At 70.2% G+C, this 20,255-nt stretch carries 13 protein-coding genes and 3 pseudogenes; 8 read left to right on the top strand and 8 right to left on the bottom strand.

Annotated features, from left to right (window positions below; translation table 11 throughout):
* Nucleotides 1–34: 34 nt before the first annotated feature.
* Both QF027_RS07255 and QF027_RS50000 read left to right on the top strand, forming a co-directional pair.
* On the top strand, nucleotides 35–202 hold the full coding sequence (locus QF027_RS07255) for a hypothetical protein (protein ID WP_307073512.1): 168 nt from the start codon (nucleotides 35–37) through the stop codon (nucleotides 200–202).
* 230 nt (nucleotides 203–432) lie between these two features.
* Nucleotides 433–687 (top strand): annotated as a pseudogene (locus tag QF027_RS50000) (YunG family protein); the annotation flags it as partial.
* Between the two features lie 170 nt (nucleotides 688–857).
* Here QF027_RS50000 and QF027_RS07265 read toward each other — a convergent pair.
* From QF027_RS07265 to QF027_RS07275, 3 genes are all read right to left on the bottom strand, one after another.
* Nucleotides 858–1,199 (bottom strand): hypothetical protein, encoded by a 342-nt coding sequence (locus QF027_RS07265; RefSeq protein WP_307073514.1) that lies wholly within the window; start codon nucleotides 1,197–1,199, stop codon nucleotides 858–860.
* Nucleotides 1,200–1,236: 37 nt separating this feature from the next.
* Nucleotides 1,237–5,085, bottom strand: a complete 3,849-nt coding sequence (locus tag QF027_RS07270; protein ID WP_307073516.1) for an nSTAND1 domain-containing NTPase — start codon at nucleotides 5,083–5,085, stop codon at nucleotides 1,237–1,239.
* A gap of 135 nt (nucleotides 5,086–5,220) precedes the next feature.
* Nucleotides 5,221–6,519 carry a hypothetical protein gene (locus QF027_RS07275; protein ID WP_307073518.1) on the bottom strand — a complete coding sequence of 433 codons (1,299 nt, stop codon included), beginning with the start codon at nucleotides 6,517–6,519 and terminating at the stop codon, nucleotides 5,221–5,223.
* Between the two features lie 283 nt (nucleotides 6,520–6,802).
* Here QF027_RS07275 and QF027_RS49540 point away from each other — a divergent pair.
* From QF027_RS49540 to QF027_RS07300, 5 genes and pseudogenes are all read left to right on the top strand, one after another.
* A pseudogene (locus tag QF027_RS49540) lies at nucleotides 6,803–6,990 on the top strand (IS5/IS1182 family transposase); the annotation flags it as partial.
* Between the two features lie 326 nt (nucleotides 6,991–7,316).
* Nucleotides 7,317–9,035 (top strand): cellulase family glycosylhydrolase, encoded by a 1,719-nt coding sequence (locus tag QF027_RS07285; protein WP_307073520.1) that lies wholly within the window; start codon nucleotides 7,317–7,319, stop codon nucleotides 9,033–9,035.
* 333 nt (nucleotides 9,036–9,368) lie between these two features.
* Nucleotides 9,369–10,304 carry a hydrolase gene (locus QF027_RS07290; RefSeq protein WP_307073522.1) on the top strand — a complete coding sequence of 312 codons (936 nt, stop codon included), beginning with the start codon at nucleotides 9,369–9,371 and terminating at the stop codon, nucleotides 10,302–10,304.
* A 90-nt stretch (nucleotides 10,305–10,394) separates the two neighbouring features.
* A complete protein-coding gene (locus QF027_RS07295; RefSeq protein ID WP_307073524.1) occupies nucleotides 10,395–10,586 on the top strand; it encodes a hypothetical protein in 192 nt (63 codons plus the stop codon).
* A gap of 846 nt (nucleotides 10,587–11,432) precedes the next feature.
* The gene (locus QF027_RS07300; protein ID WP_307073526.1) at nucleotides 11,433–12,737 is read left to right on the top strand and encodes a chloride channel protein; all 1,305 of its coding nucleotides are present in this window, start codon (nucleotides 11,433–11,435) and stop codon (nucleotides 12,735–12,737) included.
* On the opposite strand, the gene QF027_RS07305 is transcribed toward QF027_RS07300, so the two are convergent.
* The 5 genes and pseudogenes from QF027_RS07305 to QF027_RS07325 form a co-directional block, all read right to left on the bottom strand.
* Nucleotides 12,688–14,505, bottom strand: a complete 1,818-nt coding sequence (locus QF027_RS07305) for a glycoside hydrolase family 15 protein (protein ID WP_307073527.1) — start codon at nucleotides 14,503–14,505, stop codon at nucleotides 12,688–12,690. The two genes, QF027_RS07300 and QF027_RS07305, sit on opposite strands and share 50 nt — an antisense overlap.
* 25 nt (nucleotides 14,506–14,530) lie before the next feature.
* Nucleotides 14,531–14,977, bottom strand: a pseudogene (locus QF027_RS07310) (DUF2252 family protein); the annotation flags it as partial.
* A gap of 56 nt (nucleotides 14,978–15,033) precedes the next feature.
* On the bottom strand, nucleotides 15,034–16,620 hold the full coding sequence (locus QF027_RS07315) for a GMC oxidoreductase (protein ID WP_307073529.1): 1,587 nt from the start codon (nucleotides 16,618–16,620) through the stop codon (nucleotides 15,034–15,036).
* A gap of 79 nt (nucleotides 16,621–16,699) precedes the next feature.
* On the bottom strand, nucleotides 16,700–17,614 hold the full coding sequence (locus QF027_RS07320; protein WP_307073531.1) for a YhjD/YihY/BrkB family envelope integrity protein: 915 nt from the start codon (nucleotides 17,612–17,614) through the stop codon (nucleotides 16,700–16,702).
* A 410-nt stretch (nucleotides 17,615–18,024) separates the two neighbouring features.
* Nucleotides 18,025–18,957, bottom strand: coding sequence for a cyclase family protein (locus QF027_RS07325; RefSeq protein ID WP_307073533.1), 933 nt, complete (start codon nucleotides 18,955–18,957; stop codon nucleotides 18,025–18,027).
* A gap of 129 nt (nucleotides 18,958–19,086) precedes the next feature.
* Here QF027_RS07325 and QF027_RS07330 point away from each other — a divergent pair, with 129 nt between their 5' ends.
* Nucleotides 19,087–20,049 carry a DUF389 domain-containing protein gene (locus QF027_RS07330; RefSeq protein WP_306985006.1) on the top strand — a complete coding sequence of 321 codons (963 nt, stop codon included), beginning with the start codon at nucleotides 19,087–19,089 and terminating at the stop codon, nucleotides 20,047–20,049.
* The last annotated feature ends 206 nt before the right edge of the window (nucleotides 20,050–20,255 follow it).

Genomic DNA, 20,255 nt, shown 5'->3' on the forward strand with positions numbered 1-20,255 from the left:
TAGGACCGAAGGGCGCTGTCGGACGTTCGATTCGGTGTACTGCACCGGGCCGAAGATGACCTGGTGGGCGGCGACGGCCTTTCGGCGGCGGGCGTTCTCCGTCTGCGCCTACATGCTGCCCCTCTCGGCGGTGATGGCGCTGCCCTCGATCGTGCTCTTGCCCGGGCCGCTGAGGTACACGTTGGGGGACGACGAGATGTAGTACGTGGTGCAGGTCGCCGCGTGTGACAGAGCCCCTGGCCCTCGAGCCGGGTGAGATCGCCTGGCAGGGCTGGCTGACTGAGGCCGAATTGTGCGAGGTCGTCGATCAATGGCTCTTCGTTCCGGGAGGACGGGAAGCTCTGCGCCGATATCTGCAGTCCGGGTCCGGCAGCTGACAAGGCGTCTCCCCGGCGGTCTGGCTATGTCAGTGGCGGCTGCGATGCCGGCGGGGTGATCCCTTGGAACCTGCTGGACATCGACACAGGTCTGCGCGCCAGTTGGGCCGCCGACACCTGTTCCCCGGACGACCTCGCTCGCTGCAGCTGGCAGCCCAGCAACCCTGCGTGGGGCCACTGTGACATCACGGCTCTGATCGTGAACGACATCTTCGGTGGCGACCTCATGGTTGGAGAAGTCCACTGCGGCGGGGAACAGCAAGGCTTTCACTGGTGGAATCGGCTGCCCAGCGGTGTGGAGCTCGACCTGACGCGCGAGCAGTTCCAGGATGGCCAGACTGTCACCGCACCCGTGTCGTCGAGCGCCCGCCGGGGCCTCTGCCTCGGGGCTGGGAGGAGTACCTCCTCCTGCGTGAGCGCGTCATCAAGAACCTCGGTTACCTCCCCGGGCCTGCCGTCCGACCGAGCAGGGATCGTCGTTCAACTGCCGGTTCCGATCACCATGGTCCGCGGTGAAGGGAGACGACTCACCCAGCTGGTTCCAGCAGCGGCCTCACGGAGGCGGATGATCTCCTCGTGCTGGGCGGCGAGCCGGGCCAGGGCCTGGGTGTGGAAGTCAGTGAGCTCGTCGATCGTCTGCTTCAATCGGTCCAGCCGCTCCCTGAGCTTGGCGTTCTCCGTCTTGACGCAGGTGATCTGGGCTTCGCGGGGGTCGGGAACGTCGCCGGCCTGCTGCAGGGCCTGAAGGCGTCGCTCGAACTCGACGCGCAGGTGAGAGTAGGGGCGGGTGTCGTAGAACGCGGTGCGGTCGAGTACAAGCACCCGTGTTCGGGCGGGAGTCCGTCACTGGGGCCCGCGCTCAACCGATCGCCGGGCACACGCCGCGGTAGGAGGCGTCGGGGATGTAGGTGCGCCACTGGGCCCGGGACAGCGTCGTTCCGGCGCGGGCGCAGATCCGGTCGGCTGCGTACGAGGGGCTGACGGTGTAGCGCTGGAGGGGGACGTGGAGGCTGCTGGCGTGGAGGGTGGCGCCGTCCGGGGTGAAGGCGAGGGAGGTGATGCCCTCGCCGGGGGTGGTGAGGCCGCTGCCGAGGGGCTGCTGGTCGGCGGTGTTCCACAGCTGGAGCGAGCCGGAGTCGCCGGCGACGGCGAGGGTGCCGCCGTCCGGGCTGAACGCGAGGGCGCCGACGGCCTCCGGAGAGCCGTTCGCCGGGGGGACGGGGAAGACGCTGGGCAGGACGCCGAGCCGGTGGGTGAGGCCGCCGTCCCACAGGGCGACGCGCCCCGACGCGTCGCCGACCGCGGCCCGGGAGCCGTCCGCGCTGAAGGCCACCGTCTCGATCTCCTCTCCCAGGCCCAGTGCTCGCGCCGTACCGGCCCCGGAGGGCAGGGTGGTGAGGCGGTCGCCGGTGACGAGCAGACGGCCGTCCGGCCGCAACGCCAGCGCGGTGGGGTTCATGTCGCCGAGCACGGCGGTCCTGCGGCCGGTCGTGGTGTCCCACGTCTCGCCGATCTGGCCGTCGGACTGATCGCGGACGGTCACCAGCAGCCGTCCGCCGGGGCTGAGGGCGATGAGCTCCACCGCTGCGGCGGCCGGCGACGGTGCCAGGGCAAGCGTCGTGCGGATGCGACCACGCGCGAGGTCCCAGAGGGCCAGCGACTGCGCCGAGGCGCCCCGGCCCGGCGCGGAGAGGCCGTACGCGAAGGCCGTGCCGTCCGGGCTGAAGGCCAGCAGTGGCAGCGGCACGGCGTCCGTCGCCGCCGGCCCGGCTCCGCCGTCGACGGCGGGAGGAGGGGCGGCGGGCAGCGTACGGAGCAGGCGGCCGTCGCCCGTGTCCCGCAGCCGGAACGCGTAGCCGCTGTCGGACTGCTCGGCGGTGGCGAGCGTACGGCCGTCCGGGCTCAGCAGCGCGGCGCCCAGCGGGGTGCCACGCCACGCGGAGGTGGTCGCCGGCCCCAGAGCGAGCGTGTGCACCGTGCCCCCTTCGAGGTACCGCACCTCGGGCCGGTCGGGGTCCCAGGCGATGGCGCCTTGCGGCCGCTGGTCGTTGAGGGAGTGGCGGAAGACGGGAGCATCGGGCGCAGAGAGCCGCCATACGGCGAGCTCGGCGGGGCCGGAGGCGGCCAGGAAACCGCCGTCCCCGCTGAAGGACACGGACGCGGCGTCCGGGTAGGCGATGTCCGCGACCTGCTCTCCCGATGCCGTGTCCCAGACATGTACGTCCGTCTCGGAGACCGCCGCGAGCAGGTGGCCGCGGGGGTCGAACTCCACGCGGGAGTTGTCGTCGCCGCAGGTGTTCGCGCCCGCGCTCGTCCAGGCACCCGCCAGGTCGCGGTGCGAGGCCAGGTCGCGGACCTGGATGGGGCCGGCGGCGGGGCAGACCGCCACCAGCCGGCCGTCCGCAGTGGCGGCCACGTTCGTCTCGCTGTCCGTCCGGGCCTCGAACAGCAGTCGGCCGTCCGAGACGGCACGCAGTTGCTGCCGCGGCTGCTCGATGGCGCTTACGAGATAGCTCCGGGGGTCGGCGACGAAGGAGACGAGGTACTGCGACGAGACCGCCGCCGGCCCGGCCCAGCGGCCCGAGGCGAGGTCCCACAGCCGCTCGCCCCAGTCGCCGTCGAGCTCAAGGAGCCTGCCGTCGCGGCTGGCCGCCCACGTTCCCGAGGTGCCTGCCGGCAGCCGCCCGGAGGCGATGGCCCGGTGGGTGACGGTGCTCCAGGTTCGCCAGGCCCGTCCGTCGACGCTCAGCAGGACACGGCCGGAGCGGACGAGGAAGCGGGAGGCCGTGTCGCTCTGCGCGGGATCGGTGAACGCGTCCCGCTCGGGCTGGGCCAGGGCGTCCAGCAGGGCCGCACGTGTCTCCGGCAGGGGCGCGATCCGCCAGGCGGCCAGGCTCAGCAGCATCGCGGTCCGCGGGTCCGTGGTCCGCATGGTGTCGGACACCGCGGCGACCCGCCGGGCCGCGGTGTCCTCCTCGTCCCGCACCTCGGTGCCGTGCTGCTGCCAGGCGACCAGGCTGATCACCAGCGCCACTGCAAGCAGCGCGGAGAGCGTGGCGGCCAGGCGCCGGGTCCGCCGCCTGGTACGGGCGACGGCGTGCCGCTCCGCGTCGCGTGCGGCGAGAGCCGCGTTCAGGAACGCGCGCTCGGCCGAGGTGAGGTGCTCCTGCCGGGCGTCAGGCGACGGCTCCCCCGGGGACCGCTCGCCCGGGGACCGCTCAGACGGCGGTGGCTCGCCCGGGGACCGCTCGCCCGGCGCGAAGAGTTCCGCGGCGCGCTCCAGGCGTACACCCCGGTACAGGGCCCCCTGGTCGCGGCCCAGTTCCAGCCAGGCGCGGGCGTCCTCGGCCAGCCTGCGGTGGGCGACCAGCCGGACGCGGTCCTCGTCGATCCATCGGCTCAGCCGCGGCCAGCTGGTGATGAGCGCCTCGTGGGCGAGTTCCACGGTGTCGCCGTCGAGGATGAGCAGCCGGGCGGCGGCCAGCCGCTCGACGACCACCGGCAGTTCGGGGTCGGACCACTCGTCCAGTTCCGCGCGGGTGGCCGAGCGGCGGGTGTCGGGAGTGCCCTCGCCCGGCGCGATCAACCGCAGCAGCAGACGGCGGGCGGCGCCCTCCTGGGCGGGCGTCAACGTGCCGTACGCGTGTTCCGCGGTGGCCGCGATCGCGCCGTGGACGCCGCCCGCCGCCTCGTACGCGGCGAGGGTGAGGATGCGGCCGCGGCGGCGGCGCCAGGTCTCCAGCAGCGCGTGCGAGAGCATCGGGAGCGCGCCGGGCTGGTCGACGACCTCCTCGACGAGACGCGAGGCCAGCTCGCGTTCGACCACGAGTCCGGCCGCGGTGGCCGGGCCGGTGACCGCCTCCCGCAGCTCCGCCGGGCTCATCGGCCCCACCAGGAGGCCGCAGCGCCGCAGTGCCTCGGTGAGTTCCGGGTGCTCGGCGCACCGCCCGTAGAAGTCGGCGCGCATCGCGATCACCGTACGCAGCCGGGAGTCCGGGTCCTTGGCCGTGAGCAGCAGGTCGATGAAGCGGGTGCGCTCGGCCCGGTCCCGGCAGAGGGTGAACACCTCCTCGAACTGGTCGATGATCAGCCAGGTGTCGGGCTCACCGTCCTTCGGCGCCAGCAGAGGGCCGTACGTGGCCGCCGGGCGCTCTCCCGGAGTGAGGATCCGCAGTGCCGCCGGGCGTCCCAGGCCCTGCGCCGCCTCCTGGACGGCCGGGATCAGCCCGGCGCGCAGCAGCGAGGACTTGCCGCTGCCCGACGCCCCGAACACGGCGGCGAACCGGTGCTCCCGCACCAGCTCCAGCAGCTCGGCCACCGGACGGTCACGGCCGAAGAACAGGTCCCGGTCACCCGGCTCGAAGCGGGCCAGCCCCCGGTACGGCGACTTCGCGTCGTCCTCGGCGGTGCCCGCGCCGTCACGGGCCGCCGCCTGGACCCCGGCGGCCTCCTCCGCGGCCTCCTTCCAGCGCGCTTCCCACTCGCCCGGGTCCGCGTCGCACGCACGCGCGTAGGCCCGCGTCACCGCCGCCGACGGGAGCCGCTCACCCGCCGCGGCCCGCGACAGCGTCGTCACCGACACACCGGTGTGCTGGGACATCTCGCGGTACGACGGGCTGCCCGCCTTCTGGCGCAGCAGCCGCAGTTCGTGGGCGAACCGCTGAACCGGACCGGCGTCCGGGTCCACCGGGCGCTCGGGACGACCCAATCTAAGCTCCCCAAAAGCATCTCAAGACAGTGCTTTTGGACTATGACGGAACCGACTGGTATCGGACAACGCCCGGGCCGGTGACCTTGGTCACCGGCCCGGGCCTGCTTCACCGCACTCGGCGGCGTGGTGCTGTCACGCGTGCTCGTAGTAGGACAGGTGGCTCTTCCAGTTGCCGACGGTGTCCGGGATGAAGGTGCCGCCGGGCGGGGTCACGATGAACTGGTCGTCCCAGTTCTGGGGGTTCGCCCGGACGTTCAGCCCGTCACAGCGGCCCATGTGGCGCGACTGGGTGTTCTCCACCTCGGCCATGCACTGGCCGGTGTCCGCCATCAGTTCGTCGCCGTCGACGAACCACCACTGGGTGTGGTCGTTGTAGTTGCAGGTCTTGAGGACCGCGTAGCCGGAGGAGGTGTAGCCGAGGCAGGAGTTGCCCTGGCCGATCAGGTAGCCGACCGCGCCGTCCTTGTTGGTGTGCGTCGTCTCGGCGACGTCCCAGTTGTAGTACGGCGAGTTCCAGCTGCCCGAGTACAGGTCGTCGTGCACGGTGGAGCCGGAGGCGTTGTGGGGGAGGCGGAACTGCAGGCCGTTGGCGATGGGCTGGCCCCGCTTCTCGGCGATGACCGGCTCGACGGACCCGCCGCCGGTGTACGCCGCGGGGAACGCCCATGCGGTGGCGTGGGTCAGGATGTAGTCCGCGGCGTTCTGGATGCTGCCGACCATGGCCGGTCCGGCACTGCCGATGCGGTTGCCCACCGTCTTGAGCAGGTTGCCCATCTCCTTGAACGTGGCCCTGACGCCCTGGCCGACGTACTTCTCGTCCAGCTTGTCGAGGCCGGAGAAGGCCAGCAAGGAGGCCGTGGCGTCGAAGAAGGCGCCTCCGACGCTCTTCCAGTTGAGGTAGCCGTCGGTCAGGTACTGGAAGGCCAGGGCGGCTACGAAGCCGCCGACGAACGACGCGATACGCACGCCCCACTTGCAGCCGACCGGTCCGGTGAGCGAGCAGATCAACGTGGAGGCGAGGATCGTGACCACCGCGTCCACGGCGATCTCGACCGCCCGTGCGGTCAGATAGGACCAGCCGGCCTGCGTCGCCTTGTGCATCTTGCTCACGCAGTCGGCGGCGGCCTCCTTCGCCTTGACGGTCACGATCTTCGTCTGCTGGGTGTCGAGCGAGTACGAGGCGGCCTTCACGGTGACGACCGGCTCGGTCGTCACCGTGCGGGGCGGCTTGCCGTACGCGGCCTCGATCGCGTTGACCGAGTCGTCGCAGAACTGCGTGGCCGAGATCTTGGGCTGGGAGGCCCGGAGGGCCGGTGCCCTGGCGTCCAGGATCGTGGCGGCCACGGCGGCGACCAGCACGGCGATGAGCAGCGTCCGTAGCGTCCGTATCGGCACCCGTTGGAACGGGTGCCCACTGAACCAGGTCAGCACTGATGAGCTCCTTGGGAGGATGGGTGGGTCAGCGGTGGCGGCGGTGCGGGTGTCGCCGGTGCGCTCCGGCCCCTCGGGGAGGGACTGCGGTGACCCGATCCTGGAGCTGCCACAGTTGTTGCTCAAGCCCCTCGCCAGGCCGCAAACAACCCTGTGACCTGCGTTAACGCGTGCGGCTGGGGCCTGTTACAAACGACCGGCCCTGGAGATCTCTTCAAAGGTCGGATCCAGAGCAGGATTGAGGCGATGGGGACGGCGGCGTGGTAGGACTCGCGGGTCTCGGACCGTGTCGGTCGACTCCACCGTCGTCCGGGCCCACCAGCACGCCGCCGGAGCACTCAGAAGGGGGCCGCAGGCCGAAACGAGCCGGCCGACCACGCACTCGGACGCTCCCGCGGCGGGCTGAGCACCAAAATTCACCTGGCGGCAGACGGCCGTGCACGGCCCCTGGCTCTGGCCGTCACCGCGGGTGCAGTGGAGGCGTGAGATCCCCCCGCCCTGACCCACTCCGCGTGAGACGCTCCGCCGGGCGACCGCCGATCCCGTCGGCGTCGGCGTCGGCGTCGGCGGCAGATGAGCAGGGAACCCCGACGGGCCTGCGCGACACCGCGTCTGACGCCCATGACAGGGAAGCGCTTCGACGCAAGGCCTTCCGGGCTCGATGCAGTTTCCATGCGGATCAGCCCATTCTCTCCGTCGCGAGGCTGCGCTAGGCTCCCGCAACGTGTCGAAGCGCTTCGACGTTGAGTTGACGCCGCCGACATGAGGGCAGGCCTTTCGACTCAATGGAGAGTTCTATGCCGAGTTCAGCCGGTTTCACTCGCCGCCAGGCCATGACGACCTCCGCGGCCCTCGCCGTCGCGGCGTTGTCCACCCCATCGGCCGCCCAGGCCGCTGCTCGGTCCGCTGGTTCCGCCGCGTCGGCGTCCGCGCTGGACGTGGTCGCAGACATGCAGCCGGGCTGGAATCTGGGCAACACCTTTGAGGCCATCGGCGCCGACGAGACGGCGTGGGGCAACCCGCGGGTGACCCGGGCGTTCTTCCGCAGGCTGAAGGCGCAGGGCTTCAGGAGCATCCGGATCCCGGTGACCTGGGGCCAGCACGAGGGCCCGGCTCCGGCCTACACCCTCGACCCGATGTTCCTGGCCAGGATCAAGGAGGTGGTCGACTGGGCCTTGGCCGATGGTTTCCACGTCCTGATCAACATGCACGGTGACGCGTGGCAGTGGGTGCTGAACATGCCGGCCCAGCATGACGCGGTCCTGGCCCAGTACACGGCAACCTGGCAGCAGATCGCGGCCACCTTCCGGGACGAGCCGCGCCGACTGCTTTTCGAGAGCGTCAACGAGCCCTTCTTCACCGGCAGCTCCGGAGATCAGCAGAACGCCGTTCTGATGAACGAGCTCAACACGACCTTCCACTCCGTTGTGCGCGCGACCGGCGGAGGCAATGCCGACCGGCTGCTTGTCATGCCTACCTTGGGGGACACCCCGGATCAGGCCAAGATCGACAGCCTGCTCGCCACCTTCGCCGCGCTCGACGACCCGAATCTCGTGGCCTCGGTCCACTACTACAGTTTCTGGCCCTTCAGCGTGAACCTCGCCGGCTACACGACCTTCAACGCGACCACCCAACAGGACCTGACCGACACGTTCGACCTGGTCCACAAGGCCTTCGTGGCCAACGGGATCCCGGCCGTCGTCGGTGAGTACGGGCTGCTCGGCTGGGACTCCGGCCCCGGCACGGTCGAAGAGGGAGAGACGCTCAAGTACCTCGAGTATCTCGGCCACTACGCGCGATACCGGGGCTTGACCACGATGCTGTGGGACAACGGCAGTCGCTTCAACCGCCGCACCATGCAATGGAACGACCCGAGCCTCTATGCGCAGATACGTTCGAGCTGGACCGGGCGCTCCGGCACCGCCTCCACCGATCAGCTCTTCGTGCCCAAGGGCAGGACCCCGGCGGACGCGACGATCACGCTGAACCTCAACGGCACCAGGCTGACGAGGATCGATGTCGGCACCCGCCATCTGATCCGGGGCGTGGACTACACCGTCAGCGGCAGCACGCTGACGATCGCGGCTGCGACGCTCGGCCGACTGACCACGTCGCAGGAGCACGGCACGAATGCCGTCCTGTCCCTCCGGTTCACGGACGGAACTCCTTGGGCCGTCAACGTCATCACCTATGACAAGCCGGTGCTGACGAGCGCGACGGGTACGACCGCCTCGCTGGTGATACCCACCGCGTTCAACGGGGACAAGCTGGCGACCATGGAAGCCGTATATGCCGACGGCAGCCCCGCCGGTCCGCAGTCCTGGACGACGTACAAGCAGTTCAACGTGGCCTTCACGCCGGACTACACCGCGGGCACGATCACCTTGCCGACCGCGTTCTTCAGCGATGTCACCGACGGCGCCGCCGTGACCCTCACCTTCTACTTCTGGAGCGGGGCGCGACTGACGTACACACTGACCAGGTCCGGCACCGCGGTCACTGGTACCTCCGCCTGAAATCGGGCCCATCGGGAAGTCGCGAGGCTGCGAGACCTTCAGTACTGGCTGGTGACGGGCGCTTCGCTGTACGTGCCCGGCGGTGTGACGGCCGATCTCCAGGGATCGGCCGTCACACCGTTCACCTCCGGCCCGGCGAGGTGTCTGCGAGTAAGAGATCTACGTGAACCCACCGGCGCCTCTGCAGACCCGGGCGATCTTCTGTGTAGCGTCCTGGCCGTGTCAAGCGGTGGACATGTCAATGATCCGTCCACTGTTCTACGCGCGAAGAACCGGCCCCCGCACCGGTGTTCCTTACTCCCAACTCGCCCCCCACACACGGAGGTTCACGCGATGCTCGGCCTCGGTACCGCTACCCCCCGCAGGTTCACCACCGCCCTCACCGTCCTCGGTCTGCTGACCGCGGGCGCAACCCTTCAGGCGTCCGCCGCGACCCCCGCCGCAGCGGCCACCACCCACCGCGTCCTCTTCGACAACGCCCACGCCGAGACCGCCGGCAACGCGGACTGGATCATCTCCACCAGCCAGCCCGACCCCACCGGGCAGGGCTCCTCGCCCTCGAAGGAGACCGACTGGACCGGCGCCCTCTCCTCCTGGGGCGTCGCCCTCCAGAAGACCGGCGACTACAGCCTCAAGACCTCGACGAGCGCCCTCACTTACGGCGGCTCCTCCGCCACCGACCTGTCGAACTTCGACACCCTGGTCCTGCCCGAGCCCAACACGCTCTTCACCACCGCCGAGAAGACCGCGATCATGACCTTCGTGAAGAACGGCGGCGGCCTCTTCATGATCTCCGACCACACCGGCGCCGACCGCAACAACGACGGCGAGGACGCGCTCGAGATCCTCAACGACCTGATGACCAACAACAGCGTCGACTCCACCGACCCGTTCGGCTTCTCCATCGACTCCCTGAGCATCAGCTCCGACTACCCGTCGGCCATCAGCGACAGCAGCAACCCCGTCCTGCACGGCTCCTTCGGCACCGTCACCAAGAGCCTGATCGCCAGCGGCACCACGGCCACCCTCAAGCCCGCCGACAACGCGAACGTCAAGGGCCTGCTCTACCGCACCGGTTACTCCGGCAACACCGGCGCCTTCTTCGCGACCAGCACCTTCGGCAGCGGCAAGGTCGCCTTCTGGGGCGACAGTTCGCCGATCGACGACGGCACCGGCCAGTCCGGCAACACCCTCTACGACGGCTGGAACGACACCGGCGCCACCAACGCCGCCCTCGCCCTGAACGCCACCGAGTGGCTGAGCCAGTAGGCCAAAGAGAACCAGTACGACGGCTCCGCCAAGCGCGTCAACGTCGCCAGCGCCCTCCACTGGAACCAGTTCGCCACCCACACCGTCCCCGTGACCCTCACCAAGGGCGCCAACACCGTCAAGTTCACCGCCTCACAGCTCTACAACTACGACGGGACCACCATCAGCCTGGTCCACTCCGGCGGCGGCACCGACGTGCGACACCGGCAGCACCCTGGCCACCAAGAGGAACCAGATCTGGCGGCTCACCGGCAAGGACTGACACACAGCGGATCCCGCTGAGTCTCCGGCCGCGCCGGCAGGGACAGGCCCCGTTCCCTACATGACCCGTGAGAGGGCCACGACAACCGGTCGTGGCCCTCTCCACATGCGTGGCAGAGTCCCCGACCCCGCCCGCCGACGCGGCCCCACGGCCGACTCCCACTGCGCCAGTCCCCCGCCGGAGCAGCGCTCAGCCACCGCCTGCTCCGGATCCGCGCCTGCAGTGGCCTCACTTCGCGGCCTCCGCCCGGCCGCCCGCGCCTCGGCCGTAGACACTCATGCCCCGGCAAGAGCAGGTGGGAGAAGTCACAGCAGGCCCGCGCCCCCAGGGGACGTCCGGTGCGCCCCGTACATGCCAGGTGATGCTGGGCCCATTCCCCGCACAGCACGGATACACTCCGGGAAGAGGACCGCTGCGGGGGTCGGCCCGATCCCGCCGGAACACATCAGCACTTTGCTGAGGCCCCCTGCATCGGGTTCGAGGATCAAGATCCGGACCATTCACGGGCCGGTCGCCCCGCCGACGACCGCACCAGGCATCATTCCTGCTGGTGATGCCAGATGCGGGGCGTGCACCACCATGAGACGAAGAACCTGCTGGTGTCGTACTCGCCGAGGAAGCTCGGCTTCTTCCAGGCGCCGCGGCCCGAGTCGGGGGACAGGAATTCGGCACGTCCACACGGAGGGTTTCCGTTCGCTGCCGCGTGGCTGGGAGCGGCGCCGTGTGACCCGGTGAGTACTGTCGCGCTGCTGTCAGCCGAAGCGTCTGCGAGCAGAATCGGGAGAGTACCCATCGCCGAGCCGAAACCCGAGCGCACCGGGACCGCTCCGGGAAACCAGCCCAAAGAGGCCGACGAGTTGCGGGAGATGTTGCGCCGGCCGGAGTATCGGCGGGCCCTGGTGTTCTGCGGGATCATCGGCATCCCGGTGTCGTTGATCGCGTTCTGGTTTCTCGTCCTGCTCCACGAGCTGGAGAACCTGATCTGGGTGGACTGGCCGCATGACCTCGGTTGGAGCGATCCGCCGTGGTGGTGGCCGCTTCCCCTGGCTCTGGTGTCAGGTGCGGTCGTCGCCCTGGTCGTCCTGCGTTTCCCCGGCAGAGGCGGGCACATTCCAGCAGCGGGCCTGCATGCCGGAGGGGCGTCGAAGGCGGCAGTTCCCGGGGTGGCCCTCGCTGCGTTGGCCAGCCTGCCGCTGGGCGCCGTGCTCGGGCCCGAGGCGCCCCTGATCGCCCTGGGCGGCGGCCTGGCGCTGGCTTTCCGGGATCTCGTACGGGCCCCCGCGACCGAGGCGAGCACGGCACTGCTCGGTGCCGCCGGCGCCGCGGCGGCCATCTCCGCGATCTTCGGCAGCCCGCTGGTCGCTGCCGTGCTGCTGATGGAGGTGGCCGGAGTCGGCGGGCCGCAGTTGTTCGCGGTGATGCTTCCCGCCCTGCTCTCCAGCGGCGTGGGCGCCATCGTGTTCACCGGCTTCGGCCACTGGACCGGACTGAATGCCGAAAGCCTGAACATCGGGCTGCCCACACCGCCTCTCCTCGACGTCGGCGACGTGGGGTGGTCGCTGCTGATGGCGGTCGCCATCGGCGTGGCCGTCCACGGGATGCTGGTGGGCGGACGGATCGCGGCGCGCCTCGTGGCCGCGCATCCACTCAGGAACACGGTGCTCTGCGCACTCGCTGCGGCCGGCTGCGCGGCGCTCTACGCCGGCATCACCGGCCGTTCGCCGTCCGAGGTGTCCCTCTCCGGCCAGACCACCCTGTCGCAACTCGCCGCCGATCCCCACGCGTGGTCCGTCGGCAGTCTGGTGGCGGTCCTGGTGTTCAAGGGCGTCGCGTACACGCTCTGCCTGGGCAGCCTGCGCGGCGGTCCGACCTTCCCCGCACTGTTCCTGGGCGGTGCGGTGGGTGTCCTGCTCTCGCCTCTGCCCGGGCTCGGCGTCGTACCGGGTATGGCGGCGGGCATGGCGGCCGCGTCCGCCGCCACGCTCCGACTGCCCGTCAGCTGTGTGGTGCTGGTCGTGCTCCTCGTCGGCAACTCGGAGACCGTCCCGGTGATCGTGCTCGCCGCTGTCGTGGCGTTCGTGACGACGGAGCTGCTGCCGCAGGGGCCGGAAATCCCGGCGTTCAGCGCGGAGCCCGGTCGAGCGCCTCGTCCAGCGTCGTCGCGGCCATGATGAGGGAGAGGTGGGTGAAGGCCTGCGGGAAGTTGCCGAGTTGCTCGCCGCTCGGGCCGATCTCCTCGGCGAACAGGCCGACGTGGTTCGCGTACGTCTGCATCTTCTCGAAGGTGTAACGGGCCTGCGGGAGCCGGCCGGCGCGGGCCAGGGCATCGACGTAGAGGAACGTGCACAGGCTGAAGGTTCCTTCGGAGCCGCGCAGTCCGTCGGGGGACGCCTGGGGGTCGTAGCGGTAGACGAGGCTGTCGGAGACGAGTACCCGCTCCATGGCGTCGAGGGTGTTGAGCCAGCCGGGGCTGCGGGGGGACACGAAACCCACCCGGGGGGCCAGCAGCAGGGAGGCGTCCAGGACGTCACCGCCGTAGTGCTGGACCATGGCCTGCTCCTTCTCGTTCCAGCCGCGTTCCATGACCTGTTCGAGGATCTCGTCGCGGGCCCGTGTCCAGCGCACGGTGTCGGCCGGCCTGCTGAACTCCGCTGCCATCTTCAGGCCGCGGTCGAAGGCCGCCCAGCACATCACCCTGCTGTAGGTGAAGTCCTTGCGTCCGCCCCGGGTCTCCCAGATGCCCTCGTCGGGGCGGTCCCAGGAGTCGGCGAGCCAGTCGAGGGTGCGGGTCAGGCCCTTCCACCCGTGGTAGCCCGCCTGTTCGCCGACGTGGCGGCCCTCGGCCAGGGCGTAGAGGGCCTCGCCGTAGATGTCGAGCTGGAGTTGGTCGGAGGCGGCGTTGCCGGCCCGGACCGGGTAGGAGCCGCGATAGCCCTCGAAGTGGTCCAGGATCTCCTCGGTCAGATGCGGGTCGCCGTCTACCCGGTACATGATCTGGAGGGGTTCGTCGTCCGGTCCTTCGCGTGCCCGCAGACGGTCGCCGAGCCAGTGGGTGAAGCGGGTCGCCTCCTCAACGAAGCCGAGGTCGAGCAGCGCCCGCACCGAGAGGGAGCCGTCCCGGACCCACGTGTAGCGGTAGTCCCAGTTGCGCTCGCCGCCGACCTGCTCGGGCAGTCCCATGGTGGCGGCGGCGACCGGTGCGCCGCTGGGGGCGTAGGTGAGGAGCTTGAGGGTGATCGCCGAGCGGTGCACCATCTCCATCCAGCGGCCGCGGTAGTTCGAGGTGCGCACCCACTTGTGCCAGAAGTCGACGTTCTCCCAGAGGTCTTCGGTGATCTGTTCCGTGGTGGGTGGCGGTGGGGCCTCCCCGTCCTGCGCGCACACCGTGAACACCACCGCTGCCGAGTCTCCGTCGCTGAGGGTGATGCCGCCCCGGACGTCCTGGCCGTCCCGTTCGAGCGGGATGCTGCCCTGGAGGTAGGCGGTCGTGCCCGGGGCCCGGAAGGTGGCCGTGCCGTCCGTCAGGTCGAGGTCGTGGGTGGCCCGCGCGTAGTCGAACCGCGGCCGGCATTCGAGGGCGAAGTGCACGGTGCCGCGCACCGCGCGGACGACGCGCACCAGTTGGTGCCGGTCGGTCGCCGTCGGGCCCGGCAGGACCGGCATGTGATCGACGATCTCGCCGACTCCGTCGGGTGACATGAACCGGGTCACCACGACGGCGCTGTCCGGGTAGTAGAGCTGCTTCCAGGTGCCCTCGGGATGATCGGGCGCGAGGAGGAAATGGCCGCCACCGTCGTGGTCGAGCAGGGCGGCGAAGACACTCGGCGAGTCGAAGCGCGGTGCCGCGAACCAGTCGATCACGCCTTGGGACGAGACCAAGGCTGCGGTCTGCAGATCCCCGACGAGACCGTGATCGGCGATGGGCGGGTAGCGTTCCATGGCGTTCTCCCTGCTGATCGCCTCGTCAGGCTGCTTGAGCCGTTACCCGTCCCGTACGGACGGCGTCGACGAGTGCCTGGTGGTCCTTCTCGTTCTGGTCGGCGTAGCGCTCGGCGAAGGTCACGAGCGCTCGGTCGAAGCAGTCGCCCCCGCCCAGGTACGCGACGATGGCGATCCGGTCGCCCGACCGCGCGTGTGCGCGGGCCGGCGTGGCGCCGCACAGCTCACCGAAGGTCCGCATTCCGGCCGGCCCCATCGCCTCGGGTACGGCGATGCCCTTCCAGTCCCGCAACTGCCGTACAGAGAAGTCACGTCGGCGACCGTCGATCCCCTCGACCCGCTCCCAGCCGAGGAAGATGTCACTGGTGGCCTGCATGAGCCGTCGGCCGGAGACCACGCGCTCGCCCTGCGTTCCGTGGTCGTCGGCGCCGGCGAAGGGCGCCGGCACCGACTGGTCGGCGTTGCCGCGTTGGGCTCGCTCCTGAGGTGTGCGGTGCCGGATGTCGCTGTTGTCCGGGTGGTTCGACGTCATTGAAGTCGCTCCGCGATCCGGTCGCCTACTCGCAGGGCGTTGGCGATGGCGGTCAACGAAGGGTTGACCGCTCCGATGCTCGGGAAGAAGCTCGTGTCGACGACGTAGAGGTTGTCGAGGTCGTGGGCCTTGCAGTTGACGTCGAGCGCGGAGCGTTCGGGGTCGTGGCCGAAGCGGACGGTGCCCGCCTGATGCGCGGTGGCGCCGATGGGCATGCCCTTGTGCAGGTAGATACTGTGCGACAGCAGGTGGTGTTCGTGCATGCCCAAGTGGCTGAGCATGCTCTGCAGTTTGTGCCGCAGGTGCTTCAGGCCGGCGATGTTGTTCTTCTCGTCGAGGGCCAGGTGGATGCCGCCGTCGCGGTCCAGGGTGACGCGGTTCTCGGCGAGGGGCAGATCCTCTCCGCACAGCCAGAAGTCGACCGCGTGGTGGGCGAGCACCTCGAAGGGCATGTCGGGGGCGACGGCCCCGGCCCAGCGGGGCGCTTCGCCGTGGATCTGCTCGGAGTCGGACTTGCCCAGCATCTGGATGCCGCCGAGGGGGTAGTCCCAGTCGTCGGATCCCAGATACCAGTCGTGCAGCGCCAGGGTCTTCTGGAACTTGGTGTCGTTGGGTTCCTTGGACACCGCCATCAGGGCGAGGTTGTTGTGCCGCATGTAGTGCCGGCCCACCACGTCCGAGCTGTTGCCCAGGCCCTGCGGATGCCGGTCGTTGGCCGAACGCAGCAGCAGTGCGGCCGAGTTGACCGCACCACAGGCGACGACCACGACGTCGGCACTGAACTCCACGGTGGCGGGGTCCCCGTCCCCCACCGTCGCGACGACCGAGGTGACACTGCGACCGGTCCCGTCCGTGTCGAGGCGTCGCACGTCCGCATGGGTGACCATCTCGACGTTGGCGTGTTCGAGGGCGGGATCGACGCAGATGACCTGTGCGTCGGACTTGGCGCCGACCAGGCACGGGAAGCCGTCGACCCGGTCGCAGCGGATGCAGGCGCTGGTGTGGGTGGCCCGGCCCCGGTCGTCCTGGGTGAGGTTCACCCCGATCGGGAGGTGGAAGGGATGCAGCCCCTGCTTCTCCAGATCGTGGCTGAGCTGCTGGATGCGCGGCTCGTGCTGGACCGGCGGGTAGGCGTACTGGGCGCTGGTGGGGCCCTCGGACGGGTCCTCGCCGTGCAGGCCGTGGACGAGGTAGAGGTGCTCGGCCTGCGTGTAGTACGGCTCGAGCTCCTCGTAGCTCAGTGGCCAGGCCGGGGAGATGCCGTCGTGGTGCCGGAGTTCACCGAAGTCCTCGGGGCGCATACGGAAAAGTGCGGCGCCGTAGAACTTGGTGTTGCCGCCCACGTAGTAATTGACCTCGGGTGGGAACTGGTTTCCGTTCTTGTCGTACCAGAACTCCGGAGCGCGGTATTTGCCTTTGACGAAGACCGCGGTGGATTCCCAATTGTCGCGTTCTCGGGGCAGATAGTCGCCGCGTTCGAGGAGGAGGATCCGTTTTCCGGTGGGGGCCAGGCGGTGGGCGATGGTGCCGCCGCCCGCACCGGTTCCGATGATGATGACGTCGTAGTGCAGTTCGTCGGCCATACGGGCCACCGTCCTCGGAGCATGCTCCGGTCCCGCCGGGTGAAGGGGACTCCTGATCCACTACCAACGTATCCCTGGGTTACTTTTCCGGCGAGTTGGGCCAAGCGGGTGATCCAAGACGTCGGGCCACGGCGGGTTCTCGGGCGATGACCGCACCGACGGTGATGCAGAGGGCCACCACGACACAGAGTCCGATCAGCCACGACAGCACGGTGAAGACCGCACCGAGCGACCCGTACCGCTCCAGGCTGCGGTTGAGCGCGGCCGGCACATAGAACTTCGCGATCACCGACAGCACGGTCATGGCGACCCCGGTGAGGACCGCCCCGGGCAGCAGAGGCATCCAGGGGAGGCGCCCGGCCAGCAGCAGGTGCTGGGTCCACCACCACACGGCCACCTCCACGGTCAGCAGGAGCGGCACGCCCAGCCACAGTCCGGCGCCGAAACCCTCCCGCAACGGCCCCTGCAGAACGACGACGACAAGCCAGACGGCGAGCCACACGGGCCATCTCCACGCGGCGACCCGGGCGCCCGCACCCGGCATCCGCCAGGCCCGTTGGCACAACCGCTGCATCGCGCGGCTGCATGCGGTCGCGGAGACCAGCACCATCAGTGCGCTGACCACCCCGGTGCTCTGCTGCAGATCGGCGGGGTTGGCCTGGTAGACCTTCTTCAGCTCGTGCTCGGCGGCGCCATCGATGCCGAAGAGGTCGTGCACAGAGGTGATGATCTGGTTGCGCACGCCCTGCGGGGCGACGGAGGCGACCAGGAAGAGCAGGGGTACGGCGGTCAGGAAGGCCTGGGCCGCCAGCCGCGTCGCGGAGTCCAGCAGGTTCACCGCGATCAGGTGAGCGGTGAGGCGGGTGATCACCGGGAACCGCTGCTCGGCGGTGCTGCGCAGCCTCAGCAGCCGGGCCCTCAGATCCGCCGCCCGTTCGCGCCAACGGCTCTTCCCGCCGTCTGCGGGCGATCCGGATTCTCTGTCTGCGCGCATGCTGCTCCCGCTGTCCGGTCCGGGCGTCACGCCCGGGGCGTGACCGCCTCACCAGAGTGCCGCCCCGGGCGGCCGGCGATGCCCGCGGCCCGTGCACGGCTGTGCCGTACGGGTGAGGAGAGCGGTGGCGGCGTTCCGGATGGCATGCCTCGTGGGTCCTGCTGTTCCTGCCCTGGGGGATGGTGGCCGCCGAGGCCGTCGCCACGGTGGATGCCGATCTCTCGCATGCCGCCTCGTACGCGGCTTTGCCGGGCTGCTGCCGTGAGCCACCTCCGTGTGCGGCTGCGCCGGTTGCGCACATGGCTGGAGGACCACCAGGACCGGACAGTCGCGGTCCGGTGGGCGAAGCGTCTACCAGCTGACCGCCTGAGCCACAGGACGCCGGGCGATCGCTCGTCGGCCATCTGGTGTCACAGGATCGCGAGGGGATTGACCGGGGAGCCGGTGGCCGCCGGCAGCCTGAGGGGGGCGATCACACAGAGGAACGTCCAGCGGCCCTCCCGCGCGCAGATCGGCGCGAGGTCCTCGAACCGCAGGTAGTCGAGCAGATGCAGCCCCATCGCGTGGACGGCGAGCACATGCACCGGGAACGCGACCCCCTCCACCGGACTGGGGGCCGTGTCGCTGTTGCCGTCACTGCCGAGTACGGCCGCCTCTCGCTCGGCCAGGAACTCCATGGCGGTCGGGTGGAGTCCGGCACGAGCGTCGGACACGTCCCAGGGACCCAGCTCCTCACGGCGTCGGCGGTGTCCGACCCGTACGAGGACGATGTCGCCCCGGCCGACCCGGATCTCCTGCCGCGCCTCGGCCGCGGCGAGGTCCTCGGCTCTCACGCTCGTTCCGGGTTCGAGCCAGGGGCCGCCGTGCAACCGGGGAACGTCGAGCAGGACCCCGCGTCCGACGATGCCGTCGCGGGCCAGGTCGACGGAGAGCGCGCTCGCTCCGGCCGGGGACAGGGCGCCCGCTGCCGGTGCACCGCCGTGCAGGGTGCCGTCGTAGATGACGTGGCAGAGCGCATCCAGGTGACTGTTCACGTCACCGTGGATGTTCATGGCGAAGCGGTCCCGCGCGAATTCCAGGCCCCGCGCCGCCGGTTGGGCGTCTACCGGAGCCGTGAGGCGGTGCTCGGCCGGATCGGCGTCGTCAGGTCCGGGACGGGTGTTCACCGGGGCCGCGAGCGACACCGTACGTCCCGACCGCACCTCGCGGACGGCCGCGAGCACCTGCTCCCCGGTGATCGTGTCCAGGGCACCCCTGGGAGTGCCACCGCCGGGGGCCGTGACGCGCAGGCGGCGATACAGCGACCGGAAATCGGCCTCGCTCAGCTCGTCGGGCGTTCGCATACCCCCACTCTCCGACGGACGCCGGCCACCGGCACGCCCGGTTGCCGGGACCGGGGACCGCCGCGTTAATGGATGGGCGCCCCGTCCGGGGCCGTAGGCCGCGCACCGCACCGATCCGCGGAGGTCCGGATGGACATGATCCATGTCCGAGCGGTGTGTCCGCCGGACCTCACGGAACGCACCATGGCCCTGCTGAGCGCCGAGACGTGCGTGCTGAACCTGCATCTGCAGACGGGCCGGGTACGCAACCCCGAGGGCGACGCCATCGAGTGCGACGTGCTGACCGGAGCCGCCAACGAGGTGCTGCGCGGCCTGCGGGACCTCGGGCTGGAACACCGTGGCACCCTCGTCCTCGATCCGGTGGACACGGTGTTCTCGGACCTCGCGGCCAAGACCGGGACCGAGGAACTCGGAGCCCGGCTGCGTGCGCCGGTGTGGGAGCAGGTGGAGGCCCGGATCCGGGCCGAGGGCAGGTATCCCCCGAGCTTCTACCTGTTCCTGGTCATCGCCGGGCTCATCGGCGCGGTGGGGATCATCACCAACTCGCAGATCCTCATCGTCGCGGCCATGGTGGTCGGACCCGAGTACGGGGCCATCACCAGCATCGCGCTCGGGATCGACCACCGCGCCCGGCCGCGGATCGGGCAGGGCCTGATGGCGCTGCTCGTGGGCTTCCTGTCGGCCATTGCCGCGACCTTCCTCTTCGCCCTGTCGGTCCGGGGCTTCGGACTGCAGCCGAGGGCCTTCGAGCTGGGGCTCAGGCCCGTCTCGAATCTGATCAACACCCCCAACTTCTTCTCCGCCGCGGTGGCGGTGCTGGCCGGGATCGTCGGCATCGTCTCGCTGGCCGAGGCCCGCACAAGCGCGCTGCTCGGTGTCTTCATCTCGGTGACCACGATTCCGGCGGCGGCGGACATCGGCGTCTCGTCGGCGTTCGCCAGCTGGGACGAGGCCTGGGGCTCACTGCTGCAACTGTTGCTCAACATCGTCGTGCTGATCGTGGTCGGGACCGGCACACTCAAGTGTCAGCGGGCGATCTGGCGCCGGGTGAGCGCACGCCGACGCGAGGGGGCGGTCAGGCCGACGGCGTAGGAGCGGTGCTCTCATCGCCATCGGTATCCACCAGGAACTTGCGGGTCGTCGCGACCGGCCGACTCGGATTACGCAGCCGTGTGTACCGCCGGGTGGCCCGGGTCAACGGCGGTGAGCCGGACGCCGGGCGGCGCCTGAAGTCCTGGGCACTCGCCGGGCGGCGGCTGAAGTCCTGGGCACTGAGGGCGGGTCTGACGGACATCACG

Source organism: Streptomyces canus, from assembly GCF_030816965.1.
In the GTDB taxonomy this organism is placed as follows: Bacteria; Actinomycetota; Actinomycetes; order Streptomycetales; family Streptomycetaceae; genus Streptomyces; species Streptomyces canus_E.